The sequence below is a fragment of the Paenibacillus sp. AGC31 genome (assembly GCF_057334655.1).
Genome location: NZ_JBHFJH010000027.1, coordinates 262,149 through 280,047, shown reverse-complemented (window position 1 = coordinate 280,047; position 17,899 = coordinate 262,149). Strand labels below are relative to the sequence as shown.

The 17,899-nt window shown below is 45.8% G+C and carries 20 protein-coding genes; 4 read left to right on the top strand and 16 right to left on the bottom strand.

The window, feature by feature from the left end:
• Window positions 1–12: 12 nt before the first annotated feature.
• On the top strand, window positions 13–1,467 hold the full coding sequence (locus tag ACE04G_RS13250) for a PTS transporter subunit EIIC (RefSeq protein WP_221822676.1): 1,455 nt from the start codon (window positions 13–15) through the stop codon (window positions 1,465–1,467).
• A gap of 151 nt (window positions 1,468–1,618) precedes the next feature.
• Here the strand turns inward: ACE04G_RS13250 and ACE04G_RS13245 are convergent, their stop codons facing one another.
• From ACE04G_RS13245 to ACE04G_RS13215, 7 genes are all read right to left on the bottom strand, one after another.
• Window positions 1,619–2,632 (bottom strand): bifunctional glycosyltransferase family 2/GtrA family protein, encoded by a 1,014-nt coding sequence (locus ACE04G_RS13245; protein ID WP_221822675.1) that lies wholly within the window; start codon window positions 2,630–2,632, stop codon window positions 1,619–1,621.
• The gene (locus ACE04G_RS13240) at window positions 2,629–3,642 is read right to left on the bottom strand and encodes a phosphodiester glycosidase family protein (RefSeq protein ID WP_221822674.1); all 1,014 of its coding nucleotides are present in this window, start codon (window positions 3,640–3,642) and stop codon (window positions 2,629–2,631) included. The genes ACE04G_RS13245 and ACE04G_RS13240 overlap by 4 nt, the downstream gene beginning before the upstream one ends.
• 426 nt (window positions 3,643–4,068) lie before the next feature.
• Complete coding sequence (locus tag ACE04G_RS13235; RefSeq protein WP_221822673.1) at window positions 4,069–5,025, bottom strand: radical SAM protein; 957 nt, start codon at window positions 5,023–5,025, stop codon at window positions 4,069–4,071.
• Between the two features lie 340 nt (window positions 5,026–5,365).
• Window positions 5,366–5,941 carry a GNAT family N-acetyltransferase gene (locus ACE04G_RS13230; protein ID WP_221822672.1) on the bottom strand — a complete coding sequence of 192 codons (576 nt, stop codon included), beginning with the start codon at window positions 5,939–5,941 and terminating at the stop codon, window positions 5,366–5,368.
• A gap of 81 nt (window positions 5,942–6,022) precedes the next feature.
• Window positions 6,023–6,682, bottom strand: coding sequence for a pyridoxine/pyridoxamine 5'-phosphate oxidase (locus tag ACE04G_RS13225; RefSeq protein ID WP_449004176.1), 660 nt, complete (start codon window positions 6,680–6,682; stop codon window positions 6,023–6,025).
• A gap of 38 nt (window positions 6,683–6,720) precedes the next feature.
• Window positions 6,721–7,335, bottom strand: coding sequence for a histidine phosphatase family protein (locus tag ACE04G_RS13220; protein WP_449004177.1), 615 nt, complete (start codon window positions 7,333–7,335; stop codon window positions 6,721–6,723).
• A gap of 130 nt (window positions 7,336–7,465) precedes the next feature.
• A complete protein-coding gene (locus ACE04G_RS13215; protein WP_449004178.1) occupies window positions 7,466–7,972 on the bottom strand; it encodes a DUF2569 domain-containing protein in 507 nt (168 codons plus the stop codon).
• A 354-nt stretch (window positions 7,973–8,326) separates the two neighbouring features.
• On the opposite strand from ACE04G_RS13215, the gene ACE04G_RS13210 reads away from it, so the two are divergent.
• Complete coding sequence (locus ACE04G_RS13210; RefSeq protein WP_449004179.1) at window positions 8,327–9,115, top strand: hypothetical protein; 789 nt, start codon at window positions 8,327–8,329, stop codon at window positions 9,113–9,115.
• 20 nt (window positions 9,116–9,135) lie between these two features.
• Window positions 9,136–9,270 carry a hypothetical protein gene (locus tag ACE04G_RS13205; RefSeq protein ID WP_449004180.1) on the top strand — a complete coding sequence of 45 codons (135 nt, stop codon included), beginning with the start codon at window positions 9,136–9,138 and terminating at the stop codon, window positions 9,268–9,270.
• Between the two features lie 19 nt (window positions 9,271–9,289).
• On the opposite strand, the gene ACE04G_RS13200 is transcribed toward ACE04G_RS13205, so the two are convergent.
• From ACE04G_RS13200 to ACE04G_RS13160, 9 genes are all read right to left on the bottom strand, one after another.
• Entirely contained in the window at window positions 9,290–9,583 is a 294-nt protein-coding gene (locus ACE04G_RS13200) for an RNA polymerase alpha subunit C-terminal domain-containing protein (protein WP_221822667.1), read from the bottom strand.
• Between the two features lie 18 nt (window positions 9,584–9,601).
• A complete protein-coding gene (locus ACE04G_RS13195) occupies window positions 9,602–10,609 on the bottom strand; it encodes a phosphotransferase (RefSeq protein ID WP_339183217.1) in 1,008 nt (335 codons plus the stop codon).
• Between the two features lie 42 nt (window positions 10,610–10,651).
• Window positions 10,652–11,245, bottom strand: coding sequence for a DUF4304 domain-containing protein (locus ACE04G_RS13190; RefSeq protein WP_221822664.1), 594 nt, complete (start codon window positions 11,243–11,245; stop codon window positions 10,652–10,654).
• Between the two features lie 60 nt (window positions 11,246–11,305).
• The gene (locus ACE04G_RS13185) at window positions 11,306–11,818 is read right to left on the bottom strand and encodes a DUF4275 family protein (RefSeq protein ID WP_260632874.1); all 513 of its coding nucleotides are present in this window, start codon (window positions 11,816–11,818) and stop codon (window positions 11,306–11,308) included.
• Between the two features lie 45 nt (window positions 11,819–11,863).
• Window positions 11,864–12,400 carry an NUDIX hydrolase gene (locus ACE04G_RS13180; protein WP_449004181.1) on the bottom strand — a complete coding sequence of 179 codons (537 nt, stop codon included), beginning with the start codon at window positions 12,398–12,400 and terminating at the stop codon, window positions 11,864–11,866.
• A 165-nt stretch (window positions 12,401–12,565) separates the two neighbouring features.
• Window positions 12,566–13,243 carry an ABC transporter ATP-binding protein gene (locus ACE04G_RS13175; protein ID WP_449004182.1) on the bottom strand — a complete coding sequence of 226 codons (678 nt, stop codon included), beginning with the start codon at window positions 13,241–13,243 and terminating at the stop codon, window positions 12,566–12,568.
• On the bottom strand, window positions 13,240–14,370 hold the full coding sequence (locus ACE04G_RS13170) for an ABC transporter permease (RefSeq protein WP_449004183.1): 1,131 nt from the start codon (window positions 14,368–14,370) through the stop codon (window positions 13,240–13,242). Before ACE04G_RS13170 ends, ACE04G_RS13175 begins: the two co-directional genes overlap by 4 nt.
• A gap of 67 nt (window positions 14,371–14,437) precedes the next feature.
• Complete coding sequence (locus ACE04G_RS13165) at window positions 14,438–15,814, bottom strand: sensor histidine kinase (protein WP_449004184.1); 1,377 nt, start codon at window positions 15,812–15,814, stop codon at window positions 14,438–14,440.
• Window positions 15,811–16,488, bottom strand: coding sequence for a response regulator transcription factor (locus ACE04G_RS13160; protein WP_449004283.1), 678 nt, complete (start codon window positions 16,486–16,488; stop codon window positions 15,811–15,813). Before ACE04G_RS13160 ends, ACE04G_RS13165 begins: the two co-directional genes overlap by 4 nt.
• A 290-nt stretch (window positions 16,489–16,778) precedes the next feature.
• Here ACE04G_RS13160 and ACE04G_RS13155 point away from each other — a divergent pair, with 290 nt between their 5' ends.
• Window positions 16,779–17,762, top strand: coding sequence for a cation diffusion facilitator family transporter (locus tag ACE04G_RS13155; RefSeq protein WP_221822653.1), 984 nt, complete (start codon window positions 16,779–16,781; stop codon window positions 17,760–17,762).
• Window positions 17,763–17,899: the final 137 nt, after the last annotated feature.

Genomic DNA, 17,899 nt, shown 5'->3' with positions numbered 1-17,899 from the left:
AGGAAGAACAATATGCTGAAATCACTGCAAAAGCTGGGAAAATCCCTGATGCTTCCTGTAGCAACCCTGCCTGCGGCAGGTATTCTTCAAGGCCTCGGTCTTCTAAATTATGAAAAGGACATTCCGCTCGGTCCCGTGATCGGGGGATTCCTTAATCAGTATGTAGTTCCATTCCTGAATGAAGGAGCGGGGGCGATCTTCGGCAACCTTGCGCTCATCTTTGCCATTGGGGTGGCAATCGGACTGGCGGGGGATGCGGTCGCCGCGCTTTCCGCCCTGATCGCTTATATGGTGCTGACGCGGATTCTGGGAGCCGTTCCAGGTGTATTCGGTTACATTCCTGACGATGTCAAGCTGGATATGGGCGTATTGGGCGGTATATTTGCCGGACTGCTTGCAGCCTATATGTATAAAAAATACCATAATATCAAGCTTCCTGACTGGCTCGGCTTCTTCTCCGGCAAACGCTTTGTGCCGATGGTCACCGCCGGCTCCATGCTGGTGTTGGCCATCCTGTTCGGCATGGTCTGGAGCCCGATTCAGGATGCCATCGGCGCTTTTGGCGCCTGGATTGTAGGTTTTGGCGGCATTGGCTCCATGGTGTTTATGATCGCCAACCGCCTGCTCATCCCGCTCGGTCTGCATCATGTCCTCAACTCCATCGCCTGGTTCCAGATCGGAGATTATACCAATGCAGCCGGGGAAGTCGTGCACGGCGACCTGACCCGCTTCTTCAACGGAGATCCTACAGCAGGCATGTTCATGTCTGGCTTCTTCCCGATTATGATGTTCGCTCTTCCGGCGGCGGCGCTAGCCTTGATTCATACAGCCCGGCCTGAAAAGCGTAAAATGGTCGCTTCGATCTTTATCGGCGCAGCGGTGGCTTCGTTCTTAACGGGTATTACCGAGCCGCTCGAATTCTCCTTCATGTTCGCGGCTCCTCTGCTGTATGTGGTGCACGCTATTCTTACCGGTGCGGCGGCCCTGATCATGTACCTGCTGAATGTTAAGCTGGGCTTCGCCTTCTCGGCAGGTCTGATCGATTACCTCGTGAACATGAAGCTGTCGACCAATCCGCTGCTCATGATCCCGGTTGGACTCGCATTTGCGGTCGTCTATTATTTCCTGTTCCGGTTCATGATTATCAAGTTCAACCTGAAAACGCCGGGGCGCGAGGATGACGCTTATGATGCCGATCCCCCCACTAATACTTCAGCCGTGGCTGCGTCTGCCGACACCAAGGCTGGCAAAGTGCTCGCCGAGATCGGGGGAACAGATAATATCGAGAGCATTGACGCCTGCATCACTCGCCTCCGACTAGTTGTCAGGGACGACAAAGCCGTCAACGATCGGGCGCTCAAACAGCTTGGCGCTTCCGGTGTCATGAGGCTCGGTGGTGGAGCTGTGCAGGTCATCTTCGGCACCCAGTCCGAAATCCTCAAGGATGAGATTAAGAAGCTGATGTAACGCTCGTTCTCCTATGAGTTTAAAAGGCCGAGAGCAAGGGTATGCTTACCCCTGTTCTCGACCTTTTTTGTTAACCAAAAAGCGCAGGATATTCTTTTGAAACGGTTTGGATTGAAAAAAGAGAGCAACCTATATGCCCACTCTCTCTGTGTTAATAGACAAATCTGCGCTGTGCCCAATAGCTGAACAGGAAGATGGACACCTCGGTCAACAGCTTGGCTGCGAGCAGTGGGATAATCAGTTTTTCATTATAAAAATACAGTAAACCGTAGTTTAATAGCAGCACCAGTAGAACAAGTGAGAAGTATTTGGGCAAAGACTGGCGAACCTTAGAGGTTCGTCCTGTGGAGAATACGTACTTCCGATTAATCGTATAGTTGAAGATGGAGCTGCACAGCCTTGCTGCAACAACCGACAGAAACAGATTATGCGTGAAATACTGGATAATGAACAGCAATCCAAAATCAATCAGAGCGGACAGCACCGAAGATGTGCTGAACATCAGGATTGGCATATAGATCCGGAACGAATCCATCAGCGGCCGGAAATGGGAGGACTCATTGTGATCCAGATACACCGTATCAATAAACTCCTCCGTAATCTCATACCCTTCCTTGTGTGCCGTTAACAGCATGTTCATCTCGTATTCAAACCGGTCCCCCGGAATCTGGTTCAGCCAGTCCAGCATGGAGTAAGGAAAACCTCGAAGACCCGTCTGCGTGTCATATACTTGGGTACCTGTCGTGAGCGAAAAAACTGCCCGGGTGACTGTGTTGCCAAAACGGCTGCGTGCTGGGATTTTCCCGCTGAAGCGACGGCTGCCAAGTACAATTCCCGGTGACGTTTGTGCGAGAAGCACTTCGAAGATACGCTTAATATCGTGTGGCAGATGCTGCCCGTCACTATCTCCGCACACTACACCGCCCTGAGGTCCGTACTCCTTAATATATTGAAAACCCGTCTTCAACGCCCTGCCCTTACCCAGATTGACGGGATGTGTCAGGACCGTACAGCCATAGGCTTCTGCCGTTTCAAAAATCCCACGGTACCCTGGGCCACTGCCATCATCCACAATCACAATGGGTCCAAGTTTAAATGTTTGCAGTTGCAGAACGAGATTCAGTAAACGTACATCCGGTTCGTATGATGGAATTAATATCGTCATGATCCTTGTCCCTCCGTCAGATATAAAATGTCACTTACACCACGTTCCTGGTTACGCCCCAGCGGGTTATTGACAACTCTGCCCATAAAATACATCGTGGATGAACCGCCTCCGTCCAAGTTGTAGGCTTCGGTTGCTCCAAGACCTTTCATGACATCGGCCAGTTCTGCCAAGGTCATGCCACGGCTGTCATCCTGCCGTCCGTCCACCACCACAAAGACGTAATGATTCGGAGCAATCATGCCGATCGCTGTTCTTGGATTTGTATCCTGGATGGAGCGGTTACCGAAGTTGTTATCGATTTTCACACTGCTAAAATCACTGACGATCTCGCCATCCTGAATCAGAATCGGTCCAAAGGATAGTGTATTGGTTGCACCTTCGGCCAGCAGTTCCGAGGAAGAAATCTCGTTCTCGTTATATGTTTTCATCGTTCCATTGTTGAACAGGGCAAGCGCATCCCGCGTTGGGCTGTCCCGATACAACGTTCCATTTCGGATAATGACACCATCATCACGGAATCCGTAATAGTCACCATTAATGGCAAAGATCGCATTGTTGGCTGAGGCAATCTCTGACGTATTTTCGGTAATGTTCGTTCCAAAACTATTGTCCGCCAGCGCAGTTCGCAGGCTGCTTGCATCCGTCAGCTGAACATCGGCGACATAATACGTAATCTGATCCGAGCCAGAACCGGTCTGTACCTTTTCAATACTGACCTTCATATCATCACTCGAGTAATTCCAATCATCCGATGTTGCATTCACTTCCGTCGGGATCGTCGAAGTACTGCTGGAATCATTGGTGTTGTCCGTTGATGCCATCGCCGTGTTCTCATCTGCTACAACCACCTGCACATGCCGGATCAGGTAACGGTCAGCCAGGCTGTACAGGATTCCACCTACCGCAAGCACGATGACAAGTGTGATGATGAGCCATCGGCGCTTTCTTAGGGAGATCGGTCTTTTATGTGGGTTTTTCCGGGTTGGTTTCTCATAGATCTTCATCATGTGAAGCTCACCTCTTCATCTAAGTTCTTAAGGCCATATTAGGCCGGATAACTTAAATGAATCTGAAACCACACGAATTGGACTAAAGATTATTACACTGACACTACGATGACAGAACAACCTTCCAATCGCTGTTACCCCCAGATTTTTTTGATTCCCTTTTCTAAAGGGGAAAATCCGGGGATAGCGTAGGCTTCCGATGCAGCTTTCTTTCAGAAAGCTTTCAGGCGAACGCTTCGCTTTTTCAGGTTTTTTCTGTCCTCTCCGTTATTGTGTAAATGAATAGTTCAATAAAAAAGGTGATCCGTTTTCCCATTGAGGAAACCAGATCACCTTGATTTATAATCTATACAATCCTAAGGCCACTAATATCGTGTACATATCTCGTTCAACATTCATATCACATATCTTCATCAGGTCTTCCTGTTATGCGTCTGCAAAAAGAGCATCGTATGCGGGACAAGGCCGCTTTTCCAAAAATTCCATTAACGCCGGGGGCTGCTGCGAATAGATATCCTTCAACGACGTTCCATTATAGATGTTACCAATCACGACAGGATGGCATAACTCACAGATGAGAATATCCCCGTTGCCGTGCAAGTGCAGCTGTTTCGTGCCATCCACACAATTAGAGAAATACACCCCAGGTTGTTCGCGCAAATTCAACTGTTCAGCAAACCGATCCATACAGGTAAAATAGAGCGTTGTATCCGGCTTCTTATGTTCAATCAGCTCCGTTACAGATCGAATAAGCGACTCTCTGGATACAATCTGGCTCCAATCCGTATGTGGCATCTTAATGCTGTTCTGGATCTCATGGATGCGCACACCCAGATCATACACCTTATCGCTAATGGCCTGCATGTTCGCTTGATTACCTTCAAATAGTAACGTTTCCAGCACCGTCTCCAGACCAGCTTCCGTACACAAACGAATATTCTGCTCCAGTCTCTCATACATGCGAGGATGCACACGGTAGTACGCAGCATACGACTCCGCATCCGTATAATTGAACGAGATATGAATGTTAGACAAGCCTGCATCACGCAACGCGATGATTCGTTCTTCATTCAGCAGGCTGGCATTACTGTTCAATTGTGTATCAATGCCATGTGCTGCACAGTACGTCACAATCTCCAGGCAATCCTGATATTTCAGAGTGACTTCACCCCCGGACAATCGCACTCGCTTGAGACGAGGAAGCTCACGAATAATACGGATGACTTCCTGACTATTGATGCACGCTCCATCATCCCGATTGTAGGCGCAGCAATAGTCGCATTTATAGTTGCAGTTCGATGTCACTCCCACCTCAAGCCCTTCCAGCTCATATACGCCGGGTGTCTCCAGTTCGAGTGATTTATATCTGTTTTTGGCTATCAATTCGTTGTACCTCCTGGTTCCTTCATTCAATCCACGTTTGGATAACTTGAAGATTATAGCGGATGGCACCAGGTTGACGATATGACATTATGTACGTTGGTTGTTAAAAACAACATAAACCCATTTCCCCAACGATCAGGAATGGGCCAAAGCTTGGCATATAATTATTGAATTATGAATTAGACAATATAAAATACGATACCTTGACCTTTTGAAGCAGATATTCAAGCTCTTTCTTACTTCTGCTTTTATTGTGTATCACTGATAAATTCAGGATTATAGGAAAATCCATGGCTCGCCAGCATGATAAATGACACACGACTTTTCAATAACACGTTCTTTATTTAACACGAGTATAGAAGTCTTCTTTTACGATAGCATACATCTTCAGATCTTGAAGCTCATTTTTTACCTTCATGTATTTCCTTAGCATACCTTCAAATTGCATGCCTGCCTTCTCCATGACCTTGGCGGAACCTGTGTTTTTCACCAAACATCTGGCCTGGATTCGCTCGAGCCCCACTTCGTCAAATCCAAATTGGATGATTCGTTTCACTACTTCGGTCATGTAGCCTTTATTCCAAAATTGATCAGATAACACATATCCCAGTTCAACTCTCCTGTTATCGCTGTCACACCCTAGATAGTTACAACTACCAATCAATCTTTTAGTGTGTTTATCTTCAATCCCCCATGGACCTATTAGATCCGTCTCATAACGACTCATGACAAAATCTAAAAAAGCTTTGGTGTCTTCTTTGCTCTGATGCGCATCCCAAGTGGTGAACTCCGATACAGCAGGTACAACGCAGTAACTGTACATATCCTCCAGATCATCATAGCTAAGCGGTCGGAGCAGCGTTCGTTCGGTTTCTAATATCGGAAATGGTTCGAAGAAGTTTTCAATCGTTTTCATAGATTTATCCTCCCTCAGATTGTTAGGAAAAAGAAACACACAGCGGTTCGGTCCGTATTACCTAGCTCATCTGTTGTAAAATCAAGGCCACAATTTGAGTGTCTTCCACTGCTGCCCATCTTGCTTTACATATTGAACTCGTACATGCTTGCGCTCCGAATCTCCCTGCCAAAACTCCACCTCTTGTGCATTCACGGCATATAAACGCCAATGAGGTGTAACAACACTAGGGTCACGTCTTATCTTTTCTTTCTGAGCTTTAATGGAACTATTCAGTAATTCCTCGCTATCCAAAACCTCACTCTGATGCCCTGTCATAGCAACTGCTCTTGCTCCAGCTGAACGTTTGCGGAAATCATCAGCGCCCGCTTCATCTCCCCGATCCTCGGCAATTCCCCTTATCCGAATCTGTCTTCCAAGGGAAGGCCAGTAGAATGTCAGAGCGACATGAGGATTCTCCTTCAACTGCTGCCCTTTGCGACTCTCCGAACTGGAGGCAAAATAAAACGTTTCGTCGATTACGTTTTTCAAAATCAATACTCTCGCATCAGGATAACCGTCTTGATCCACGGTTGAAATCGTCATGGCATGAGGTTCTTTCACTTTATTCTCAACCGCCAATCTCAACCACTCCAAAAATAGCTTCCCGGGCCGATCCGGTAACTGCCCCATATCCCACGTTGGAAATGGGCCGGATAAAGACTTCAAACGTTGTAGCAGTTCAATGGGTTTATCACTCATGTCATCGCCTCCATCTTCTCTTTAACATGGAAAAACAACTAATCTAGATGACTTAACACATTTACGCTGCTAAGTTTCCAACCATGCCTTCCCTTTTCAACGGTATGTACACTGGTGTTGTCCATGGGATAAAAGCTGGACTTATTGCTCCATTCCTTCTTCTCAAGCAGATAATACAGAATATTAATCACTCCGCCGTGAGTAATTAATAGAACATTGGACTCTACTGTTTTCTCCTCTAAACCCCTGAATAGACTCTCGAAAGCTGTACTTATCCGGCTATAAAAATCCCTTGGGCTTTCTCCTCCCGGAAACGGGGAGTCCATCTCAAGAGTATTGAAATAAATCCCTGGGTAATGCTCCTCAGCATCCTTATGGAGCATGCCTGCCAAATCTCCGTTATTCATCTCCCGCCAATTTTTCATTAGGCTAGCCTGCATGTTTAATCTCTTCTCCATTTCCCGTGTAGTCTGTACTGCACGAGGCAGATCACTGCTAATAATCGTATGTATGTTGTACTCCTCAGCATGATGATGCAAATGCTCTCCCAATTTCCTGGATTGATTGATTCCCTGCTCCGTAAGTCCACGATCGCTCCATCCGCCTCGATACCCTCCCTCATCCATCCCATGCCTTACGAGGTAAATTTTCAAGATTTCTCTCCCCCTTTTCACTTATTTAATGAACAATATTTCTTTACACTGTATGACACTAGCCCGGCATATATAATAAACCCGACCTCAGATAGCTTCTATCCAAGATCGGGTATTTCCTGCTTACCATTTATCTCACAAATGTGTTATGAACTCGCTCTGATTTGATAAAGTAAGGAATCCAGATGGCACAAGTGATTACAGATTTAGCAATTTCTCTGATCGAGCTTCCATCTTCCAATTCTTTTGCTAACGGAATCTGGAGTAATAATAGGTAATCAATAATTCCAACAATAAGACTGAGACCATAGAAGATGATCATCAGACGGGGTAATATTGCCTTCTTGCTATAAAACGCAAAAATTGTGTAGACACTGAATAATAAAAACAGCGTATTGTACACCATCTCAAAAATAAGTACCGGACCCCATAACGGGTGATAGTAGTCCGATTGTTTGGAGGTTAGCATTTCCCAAGTCTCCGTTGTGAATGTGGGTATTATCTGTTGAAATAATTGCACTACAAGCAGTATTACCGTTAGAAATAATCCAATCTGGATGAGAATCAGCCAACCACCCAATCCCGAGACGCCTAGTGGACGGTAATCTGCCTTTTGCTCTTGAATATGTGGTTCCATTTCGTAACACTTCCTTAGCCAGTTTTGTTTTTCTGAGATGAGTCTTCATCTTAATATTGCACATTGAACCTACGGGTGATTCTCACCCCTTACTTCACGTGCGTTGTATGTATTTTCACACTCTCCTTATAGCGATCTCTCCGCCTTCCTATTATATGGAATTTTACACAACTTCCTTATTGTACTACATATGTCAAGGACGAAGCAGCCATTTCAAATCATACTCATACAGTAAAAACCAAATAAGGCTTTCGCTATACTTCCGCCACGTTCAGCAAAGTACACGTACGTCATAATCCTCTTATACAGATGCAGATGGTGACACTGTATTCGACTACGAAGGAGGATATGGATATGCCCAATCCCAAAGTAAAACTTTTGCCTTTCGCCGACATTTCAAATTATGTCGAGGGCTTCGATATCGTTTCCACCCAGTGGGGCGGTGATGGCCTTGTCTATGTGCTGCTGCTGAATCAGATTCCCGAAAGAGAACGAGGTATGTTCGTTCAGACCACATTAAACCAAAGCTATACGTACAAATTGCTCATTGTGACAGATGAAACTATAGAGGAAGTTGTCATCTGGGGGAAGACGTTCAATTATCATTATGTACAACCGTTACATGATCATCTGCTGCTCGTCGGAGCACGATGTGCCAATTACGGGAATGAAAAGTATGATCTAAACGCCAAAGTGTGTGATTTAGACGGAAATACAATTCGCGAGTTTTTGCTGGGAGACGGTATTCAGAGTGTACAGGTCACAGAGAAGGGAACGATTTGGACCAGCTACTTTGATGAAGGGATATTTGGTAACTACGGATGGAGCAATCCAATTGGATCATACGGTCTGCTGGCCTGGGATGGACACGGTAATAAGCTGTACGAAAACCAAGCAGCAGACATTGCGGATTGTTACGCACTGAATGTCGTAAATGATAACCAGGTCTGGTTCTACTTCTACACCGATTTCGAACTCGGTTGTATCTCAGGGGGCACCAGTGAACCCAAAGTGACATTTATGAATCAAACATCTCTGGTTCCTCCGGCTTCAGTACAGATGGTTATCATTACTTGTTCGATGGCGGGTACGGTAAACATGGGACGTTTGTGCTTAAGAAATTGGAGAAGCCCGGAAGATTAAGCAAGGGGCAGAAGATTGATTTGCTAAATGAAGATGATCAGCCCTTCAAGCAGGTACGGCAGGATTTTCGTCAACATCGTCTGCTACTTAGTGAAGGTAACTTGTTGTATCGGGTAACGATGGAGGAGATTACTTCTGCTTCTGGTTTGGATTAGTGAAACCACATGAAGAGGGTTATTTCTTAAAAGACAATCCCTCTTCTTCCAATGCGTTTCGAAGTTTAGGCATGGCAGATGGTCCGATTCCGTGTAGTTTCAGGATTTCTTTCTCTGTGTAATCCGCAAGTTGCAGTAGTGTCGTAATGCCTTCATTCTCCAAGGCACGTCTGGCGGGAGCTGACAGCAAGGCTAGAAATCCTTCTGTCGGTTTACGTTCAGCTTCGCATGTCGGACAGGTTAGGCAATCACTTTTTTTATAATACGAATGGCCTTGTTCGCATGTTCTGAGTGTTCCTTTATCGTTGGCCATATGGCATCCCCTCCTGAATCAAGTATTCAACCAGTTCTTAATATCTGAAATCATATTTTCGTATTGTTTTAGAGCCTCTAAAGTCCAAATGACTTGTGATGTTCCTACTAACTGTTCCTCTATGTCCGTACATTCAATCCACAGTGACCGTTTAAGACTATATTCGAGCCAGTCCAACTTTCCAGCAAAACCATTATCCAGAACCACATCCCAATTGGCGGTTAGACTCCCCACTTGCTTCTCATATCCAGCTATAAAAGCCAAGAACTTTTCCTTGTTTATACTTCCGGAGTTATCTACTGACCAATACACAGCTGTTTCTACCAGATCATGCATAGGATTAATATAACCTGCCGATTCCCAATCGATAATAATAGGTATGTCTTGTCTCCACATCACATTCTTAGGCTCCAGATCTCTGTGACTAATAACATTCTCAGATGCTAACATTGAAGATGACTTCTTAGCCTTCATGCTCCACTCATATAGCTTATCCATACTGGAATTCAAAATCTCAATCCATTCCGAATTCTCATTTTTTCCTTTGTTCAGATAAAACATCCAATCTATTTTTTTAGAATTAGTCACCTGTGAACTATGCAATTCTAGTTGTCTAAAATCCGTTTTATGAATATCTGCAAGGATCGTTCCCATCAGAGAACTGTTATTGATAGTAACTTCATCTTGTTCCAAGCGTTGCCCCTCAATCCAATCAAAAATTAGATAGAATTGATTATCAATGTTATGCATAGAAGCACCCTTTAACCTTTTTGCAGGTTGAGCATGGATATGTTCAGCTGCCACGCTTGCGATTTTTTCTGAATCAATATAATTTTGCACAGCAGTAGGTCTTATCATGATCTGGGGATTCAATGCCTTAACTGCATAATTAGCTTGCGTCGTTTCAATGGCGTACATTCGATGAAGAAGTCCACCTGAAATCGGTTTGGGCGAACTGATCAATTCACCAAGCTGTAATTCATTACACAGTTTCTCAAAATTTAAATTATATTGAGTATCGTTCATATGTTATCCCCTCTCATTTTGGCTATTTGTCTGGAGCAAAGCCTATAATCCGTACTCGGCAAAAACGGCTGCATATTTCTTTTCTAATATCGTCCAGCGCTTTTCGGCTCCGTATTTGGCGTGCAGTTGCTGTAAATAATGCTTGGCTTCTTCCGTATCACCGGCTTTTAGCAGGAAGCGGAAGGTTACTTCGCTTAAATGTAGCGCTGTCTTGTCCATATAATAATGGACTATATCTCTGGCCCCTGTTAGCGAGTGCAGGAATGACATGCCCTCTTCCAAATGTGACACCAGTTCTTTCGATAAAGCTTCCGGATCGATATCAGGCGTTAAGGTATAGTGGGCCGGAGCGGAAGGGGCTATTGCTCTGATTCGGCAGGTAAAATGAGATATGTACTCCAATATGTCTCCATTCAATCCAACGGAATGCAACTCCGCAAGTTCGGTGGAATGAACACCACAATTAACATAAAACTGGACTTGACGACTGGTGTTATACTTTGCTCTTTGAATGTTGAACTTATATGCGAGGTTTCCATCCGCTTTGTAGAAATTCAGATTTTTCTTGGAATAACCGTGTTTGGCAAATACGGGTTTGACTTCTGTTTTGATGATCTTCTTAAAAAGTTCCTGCATTAGATATCACTCCCAAGGCAAATTTTATTTAATACGTTGTTATCTTTTTTTTGTTCAAAATCATGCTTGTTCCATTTTATAAAAATAAGGGCCACACATGGATTCGTGCGTATGCACGTACGTCCATGTAAACGCTCGGTCGAAGATATAGATATCCTGCTCCGAATCAAAATCCGCTGCAATAATCCGATTCGCGTTTTCGTATAAAAGCACCCAACCCCCACTTTCATACATCACATATACTTCATCTTTCGGCTCGGCATTGAAAGCATCTCGTGCTTGATCATGTGTCCGACATTTCTGTTGTTCATAACTGAACAAATGCCACTTGTACTCACTATAATGGATAGACTCTTTGACCACATCATCGATATTATGGGCAAACACGCTGTCCCATTGCTGTACAATCCCTTCGGATTCCTCATACAGTTCGGACACGACAACCCCTTTACCCTGCAAATTCTTCTTGAACATATATTCCTGATGGATACGCTCAATCCCCCAATATGCTCGGTTCAGTTCCATTTCGGGTAATGCATCCAGCAGCTCGTTAATTTTATCTCGAATCATCATTACCTCCGTAAGATATCGGAATTAGATCATCTGGTCCTTGCCTGACTATTTAGCTTCTTCTCGCAGCATATGAGCCAGTTTGTACATCTCCGCAATGTCATATCTGTTCTGTTCCTGGAATCTTCGGATCGCCTCATCAATCTCTACGACTTCCACCGCAACCACCTGCTCTCCATCCTCCGGATTCAGCGGATCACCAACAAGTTCAACGTCTCCATATCCGATGATTCGTACAAAATGGGGATGCGGGATATGCGGTCGATACGGTTTCAACGCACTGGATGCGCAATAGAATTGGCCAAAAATCTGATAGGACCGCATTTCAGCCCCAAGTTCCTCCATCAATTCGCGCTTCAGTCCATCCATGTAATGCTCACCCGCTTCAAGCGTACCCCCAGGAAGCTCCCAAGCTCCATTATCCAGTTGGAAAACAACACATTGATCCCCGACAAACGGAATGATGCTAATATTGCTCACCAGCGTTTCATCTACAATGTTGTTTAATCTGAACTCTGCCTCAATAATTCCCCAATGAATTGACGTGCTCAGCGCCGGGAATTGTTCTGCATTCAAGCTGCTCATCCGCACCGTTCCTCTCTATGTAAAATAAAATCTCTCATCTATATACTTCTCCCAATTATAGATGAAAATGAAGAAAGAAGGCCACCTTCCCCTTGAGGAAACACATGACCTTCTCGTCCTTAACCACATCAGATCGTTCCGTTCCTGACAAATTCACCTAATCGTCTAATGCTGCACCAGTTTTCCGTTTTCCAAAAAAAGAACCCTGCTACAGAGCGGCAAGATCCGCTCATCATGTGTAACCATCACTGCACTCTTGCCCTGCTCTTTCACGAGCCGTGCAATCATGCCGACAATATCCAGTCCACGTTCCGCATCCAGGCTGGCTGTTGGTTCATCCGCGAGCAGGACAGCCGGATCGTTCATCAACGCCCGTGCAATGGCGACCCGCTGACGTTCCCCGCCAGACAGCTTCTCCGCATACGCCTTCCGCCGATGGGTCAAGCCTACCGTATCCAACAGCGCATTGACACGTTTCTCCGCCTTGCTTTTATCCGTTCCGGCGAGTTTCGCGACCACCATCAGTTGTTCTTCTACTTTCAGATACGGAATGAGGTTGGCACTTTGAAATATAAAACCAAGCTGCTGAAGCCGCATATCGGATATATCTTGTTTGCTTTTGCCCATAATAGAAGCCCCATCCAGTAGAACCTGCCCCTCCGTAGGTTCAAGAAGTGCACCAGCAATGGACAGGAATGTACTTTTGCCCGAGCCGGAAGGCCCCATCACAGCCACTAGTTCCCCTTCTGCTACTTCAAGGTCCAGTTTGTCCAGAATCACGCGTTTGCTGCCGCCATCTTCAAAGGTCTGTGTAATTCCCTGCAATACCAATCGGTTTCTCATGCTGCAGTCCTCCCAATCGCATCAAGTGCATCAATTTTGGTAACCTTCCACACCGAGAATAATGAACCAGCCACAGACATGAGTATGAATAACACACAGGTCAGAGCGAGGGTGGATAAACCTAATTGAAACGGCATCGATGCTGGCAAGATGGACTCGAACAGTCGAACCAACAGCACGCTGATCACCAAACTGCCAACCGACAGAACCAATACTTGTAACGAAACACTACCTGCCAGATAACCATTCCGGGTTCCGATCGCTTTTAATATGCCGAACTGACTTGTTTTCTGAATCGTGATAACGTAGAAGAATACCGCAAGCACAAACGCCGAGATGACATATAGAAAAGCGATCATCATGAGCAACGATCCCTGTTCTTCCTTATATCCAGGAATAGCCGATACGGCATCCGACTTTGTGATGACTTCCGTATTAGGCATTGCAGTACTCAAGCGGTCTACCTGATCGCCCCCATCCTTAATCGCAATAGCATTGTATATCGGAGCATTGGCATTGGTGTCTGCTGAACCTTGCGAAGTTCGTGAACCTCCTTGAAGCGTAAGCCATTCCTGTTCATTCAGGAACACCACTGGGGAGTGACTGAAGGACTCATTTTGTACAAATCCACCAACGGTCCACTCCGCTCCCGAAGCTTGATCGACGAGAACAGTGCCAATCGTGACGCCAGATTCAGACAACTTATGATCTACCACAACCTGCCCGTTTGTTTGATCTGTAATAGGAGTTCCTTCGGTAACGGTTGGAGCAAGCCAACCCTCCTGATTTACCATGAACAACGTGACATCGATCTTTTTTGTGTCGCCGGTTGGACTAACAGTGGTCATTTTCACACCTAGTGGCTCCGCGTTCTCTTGCCCTACCACGGAGCGTGCTTGATTAAGCTGATCCTGATCCACTTGTGACCGGGTAAACCGATGATTCGAATCCTGCTCCAGCACAAAGTGGGTTGCTGCCATATTTTTGACCGAAGCTGCGTTATCATACGCCAGCCCCTGTGCAAGACCTGTAATAAACAGTACCAGAAATGAAACCAGCACCATGATTGTAGCGATTAAGGCATAGCGCCCTTTGGCATACCTCATTTCCCGAATAGCCAAGTACATGTTCTGTGACCTCCCTCTTGATAACCCAAGTATAGGAGGCGAAAATGAACGGCAAATGAATAACAGATTACATCTGCGGAAGTGTCACGGTGAAGACCGTACCCTCAGGTGAACTGGAAACCTCGATTGTACCGTCATGAATTCGGATAATTTTCTGTACGATGGCAAGTCCAAGTCCAGTTCTGCCGGAAGAACGTTCCCTCGCACGATCCACCCGATAGAATCGATCAAACAGGAAAGGCAGATGCTCCGCAGCAATCCCGTCTCCTGTATCCCGAATCTGAATCACACACTGGTTATCTGTCTGCTCGGCATGAATCTCGATGCTTCTTCCCTGTGGTAGATGGTTCACCGCATTGCCCAGTAGATTCATCCACACCTGCATGAGCAGCACTTCATTGCCAACCAGCTGGATGGATTCGGGCACCGATATCCGAAGCAGAAGTTCTTTTTCTTCGAGTTGCCATTGCAGCACCTGAACCGCTTGCCTGAATTGATCTCGCAAAGAGAACTTTACTTTGGACAGATCTTCGTTACCTTGTTCAAGAGAGGACAGGAGAAGCAGTTGTTTGCTGAGCAAGGAGAGATGGCGGCTCTCCTCCTCAATGATTGATGCATAGTGCTCCCGTTCCTGTTCAGGCAGATCCCGATCCGCCACCAATTGGGCAAAACCCTGAATCGAGGTCAGCGGTGATTGAATCTCATGCGATACATTCGATACAAACTGCTGTCGCGCCTGATCTACCCTTTCCAATTCACGACTCATGGTCATGAAATGCTGTGCCAGTTGTCCAATCTCATCCCGCCTTGCGGTAGGCAATTTCAGATTATATTTTCCTTGAGCAATGCGCTTGGTCGCCTCGGATAGACGTTCAATCGGATTGACCAGATAGCGGGTACTGATCAGAAAGATCAGGATACTAATGCCTATCGTCAATGCTCCAATCAATGCAAAAAAGATTCGCAGCTCACCGAATTGCAGAATTACATCCGGGCGCATAAAGAGAGCGTAATTCGCATTGCCCAACTGTAGATGAACACCCACGGTATTGCTTAATTGATTATCGAAGAAACCGGTAATGAACGGTTTGCTTGGAAACTGGGCGACGCCATGGTACACCTCACCATTTAGTACCAGTTCTACAGCTTGCTTATCCAGATCTTTCTCACGGAATTCGCGGCCATAGAATCGGTCGCTGCCTTTTCCATCCGTCACATAGATTTCATACCCGAGTGCGGCGGCATTGTTCAGATAATCCTCCATCGTGCCAGGTTGCTGTTCCACAAATTGCTTCATTTGCGTCGCGATGCCCACCAGCTTCTCGTCATTGAAATCCTTGAGCTTCGTATGATAGTAGATATTCGACATAAGAAAACCCAATATGCCACTGACCATAATCACTCCAATCGTAATGAGGAATACCCGGACATACAAGGTCCTCAAGGTGTTTTCACCTCCATCTTGTAACCAATGCCCCGTACAGTCTGGATGATGAAATCGTCAGTATAATCGGCAAAACGATCACGCAGCCGCTTGATGTGCACATCAACGGTACGGTCATCTCCTTCGTAATCCGCTCCCCATACGAGCCGAATGAGCTCATCCCGCGAGAACAAACGGCCCGGATACTGGGCAAGCTGTGAGAGTAATTCAAATTCTTTCATCGGCAAAAAGAGAATGGATTGCCCGTCCGTAACCTCCACATTGTTACGGTCAATGACGATCCGGTTCATACGGATAATATCGCTGGATGTGCGATGGTACCGACGAAATAACGCCTTTACCCGATAGACTAACTCTTCCGGTTCAAATGGCTTGGTCACATATTCATCTGTTCCTTTCAAATAACCATCTCTCTTATCGGATAGCTGATCTCGTGCCGTCAGTAGCATGATAGGAATGTCGTAATGCTGCCGAATGAAATCGCATAACTCCAGTCCGTCCATGCCGGGCATCATCACATCGAGGATCGCCAGATCAATCGGCGTTTCTTGCATCAGTCTGACCGCTTCCAATCCATCCTGCGCTTCATGAACCCGATACCCTTCCTTGGTCATGACATGCCGCAGAAGTGCTCGAATATTGGCATCATCGTCTGCCAGCAGCAGATGTTTCATATCGTTGTCCGCCCTTCTATGTAGCGAGTACATCTCACTTTGATCCTGCACAGATGGTAGCATAAAAGCAATCTCATTCGCCAGCACATGCATGGAGACACCTTGGACATGTTTATATTTTCTTGAATCTGGTTGACACTATTATGTGGCGCAACTATAATAAAACCATAACATATGAACAAGCGCTCATATATTCATTTGTAGGCGATTAAACATTGCTTAAGCTCAGTTATAGTCACACTAGAAATCATATTACATAAAGGAGCCTCGCTCCAAAGGAGAGGATATAAATGTCCGGACATCATCACAGTCACAACCATGGGCACGATCATGGACACAACCACGCTCACACCACCAATAACAAGAAAGTCCTGTTGTTTTCCTTCATTATTATTACCATCTATATGATCGTCGAAGCCATTGGTGGATTCATCACCAACAGTCTCGCACTTATCTCGGATGCAGGCCATATGCTATCTGACTCCATTGCACTCGGGATCGCTTTACTGGCGTTCACCTTTGGTGAAAAAGCGGTGAATACCGGCAAAACGTACGGGTACAGAAGATTTGAAATTTTGGCCGCTACGTTAAACGGAATCACGTTAATCGCCATTGCGCTCTACATTTTCTACGAAGCGATTGGTCGTTTCATCAACCCGCCGGAGGTTGCAACGGTAGGCATGTTGATTATCAGCATCATTGGATTACTCATTAATATTCTGGTGGCCTGGATCATGATGCGTGGTAGCGATACGGAAAATAATCTGAATATGCGCGGTGCTTATCTCCATGTCATCAGCGACATGCTGGGATCCGTTGGGGCCATTGCGGCAGCCCTGCTCATGATGTTCTTTGGCTGGGGTTGGGCCGATCCACTTGCGAGTGTAATTGTCGCGGCGTTGGTATTGCGTAGTGGGTTCTATGTCACCAAATCATCCCTGCATATCTTGATGGAAGGCACTCCAGCCAATGTGGATGTGAATGAACTGGTGCAGACCATCAAACAAGTCGATGGGGTCAAAGGTGTACACGATGTGCATGTCTGGTCCATTACCAGTAACCTGAATGCGCTGACCGCACATATCGTGGTGGATGGAACGATGGATGTCTATGCATCCGAGATCCTGGTTCAGAAGATCGAACATATGCTGGAACATAAAGAAATCAAACATGTGACGCTCCAAGTGGAATCCGAAAAACATCTGCATGATACCTCGGTATTATGTACGGTCAAAGGCGACGCACCAGATGCCCACGCACATCATCACCATTGAATGTTTACTAAAAAAAAACTGCTAAATGAAAACAGGGCTGATTCCCATCACTGGGAAAGCCCTGTTTTTGATTTTTATAATTTTTTGGTATGTCCTACGGCTTGATGAACACATCCCTGCCTTCTTTTCTGACAGGT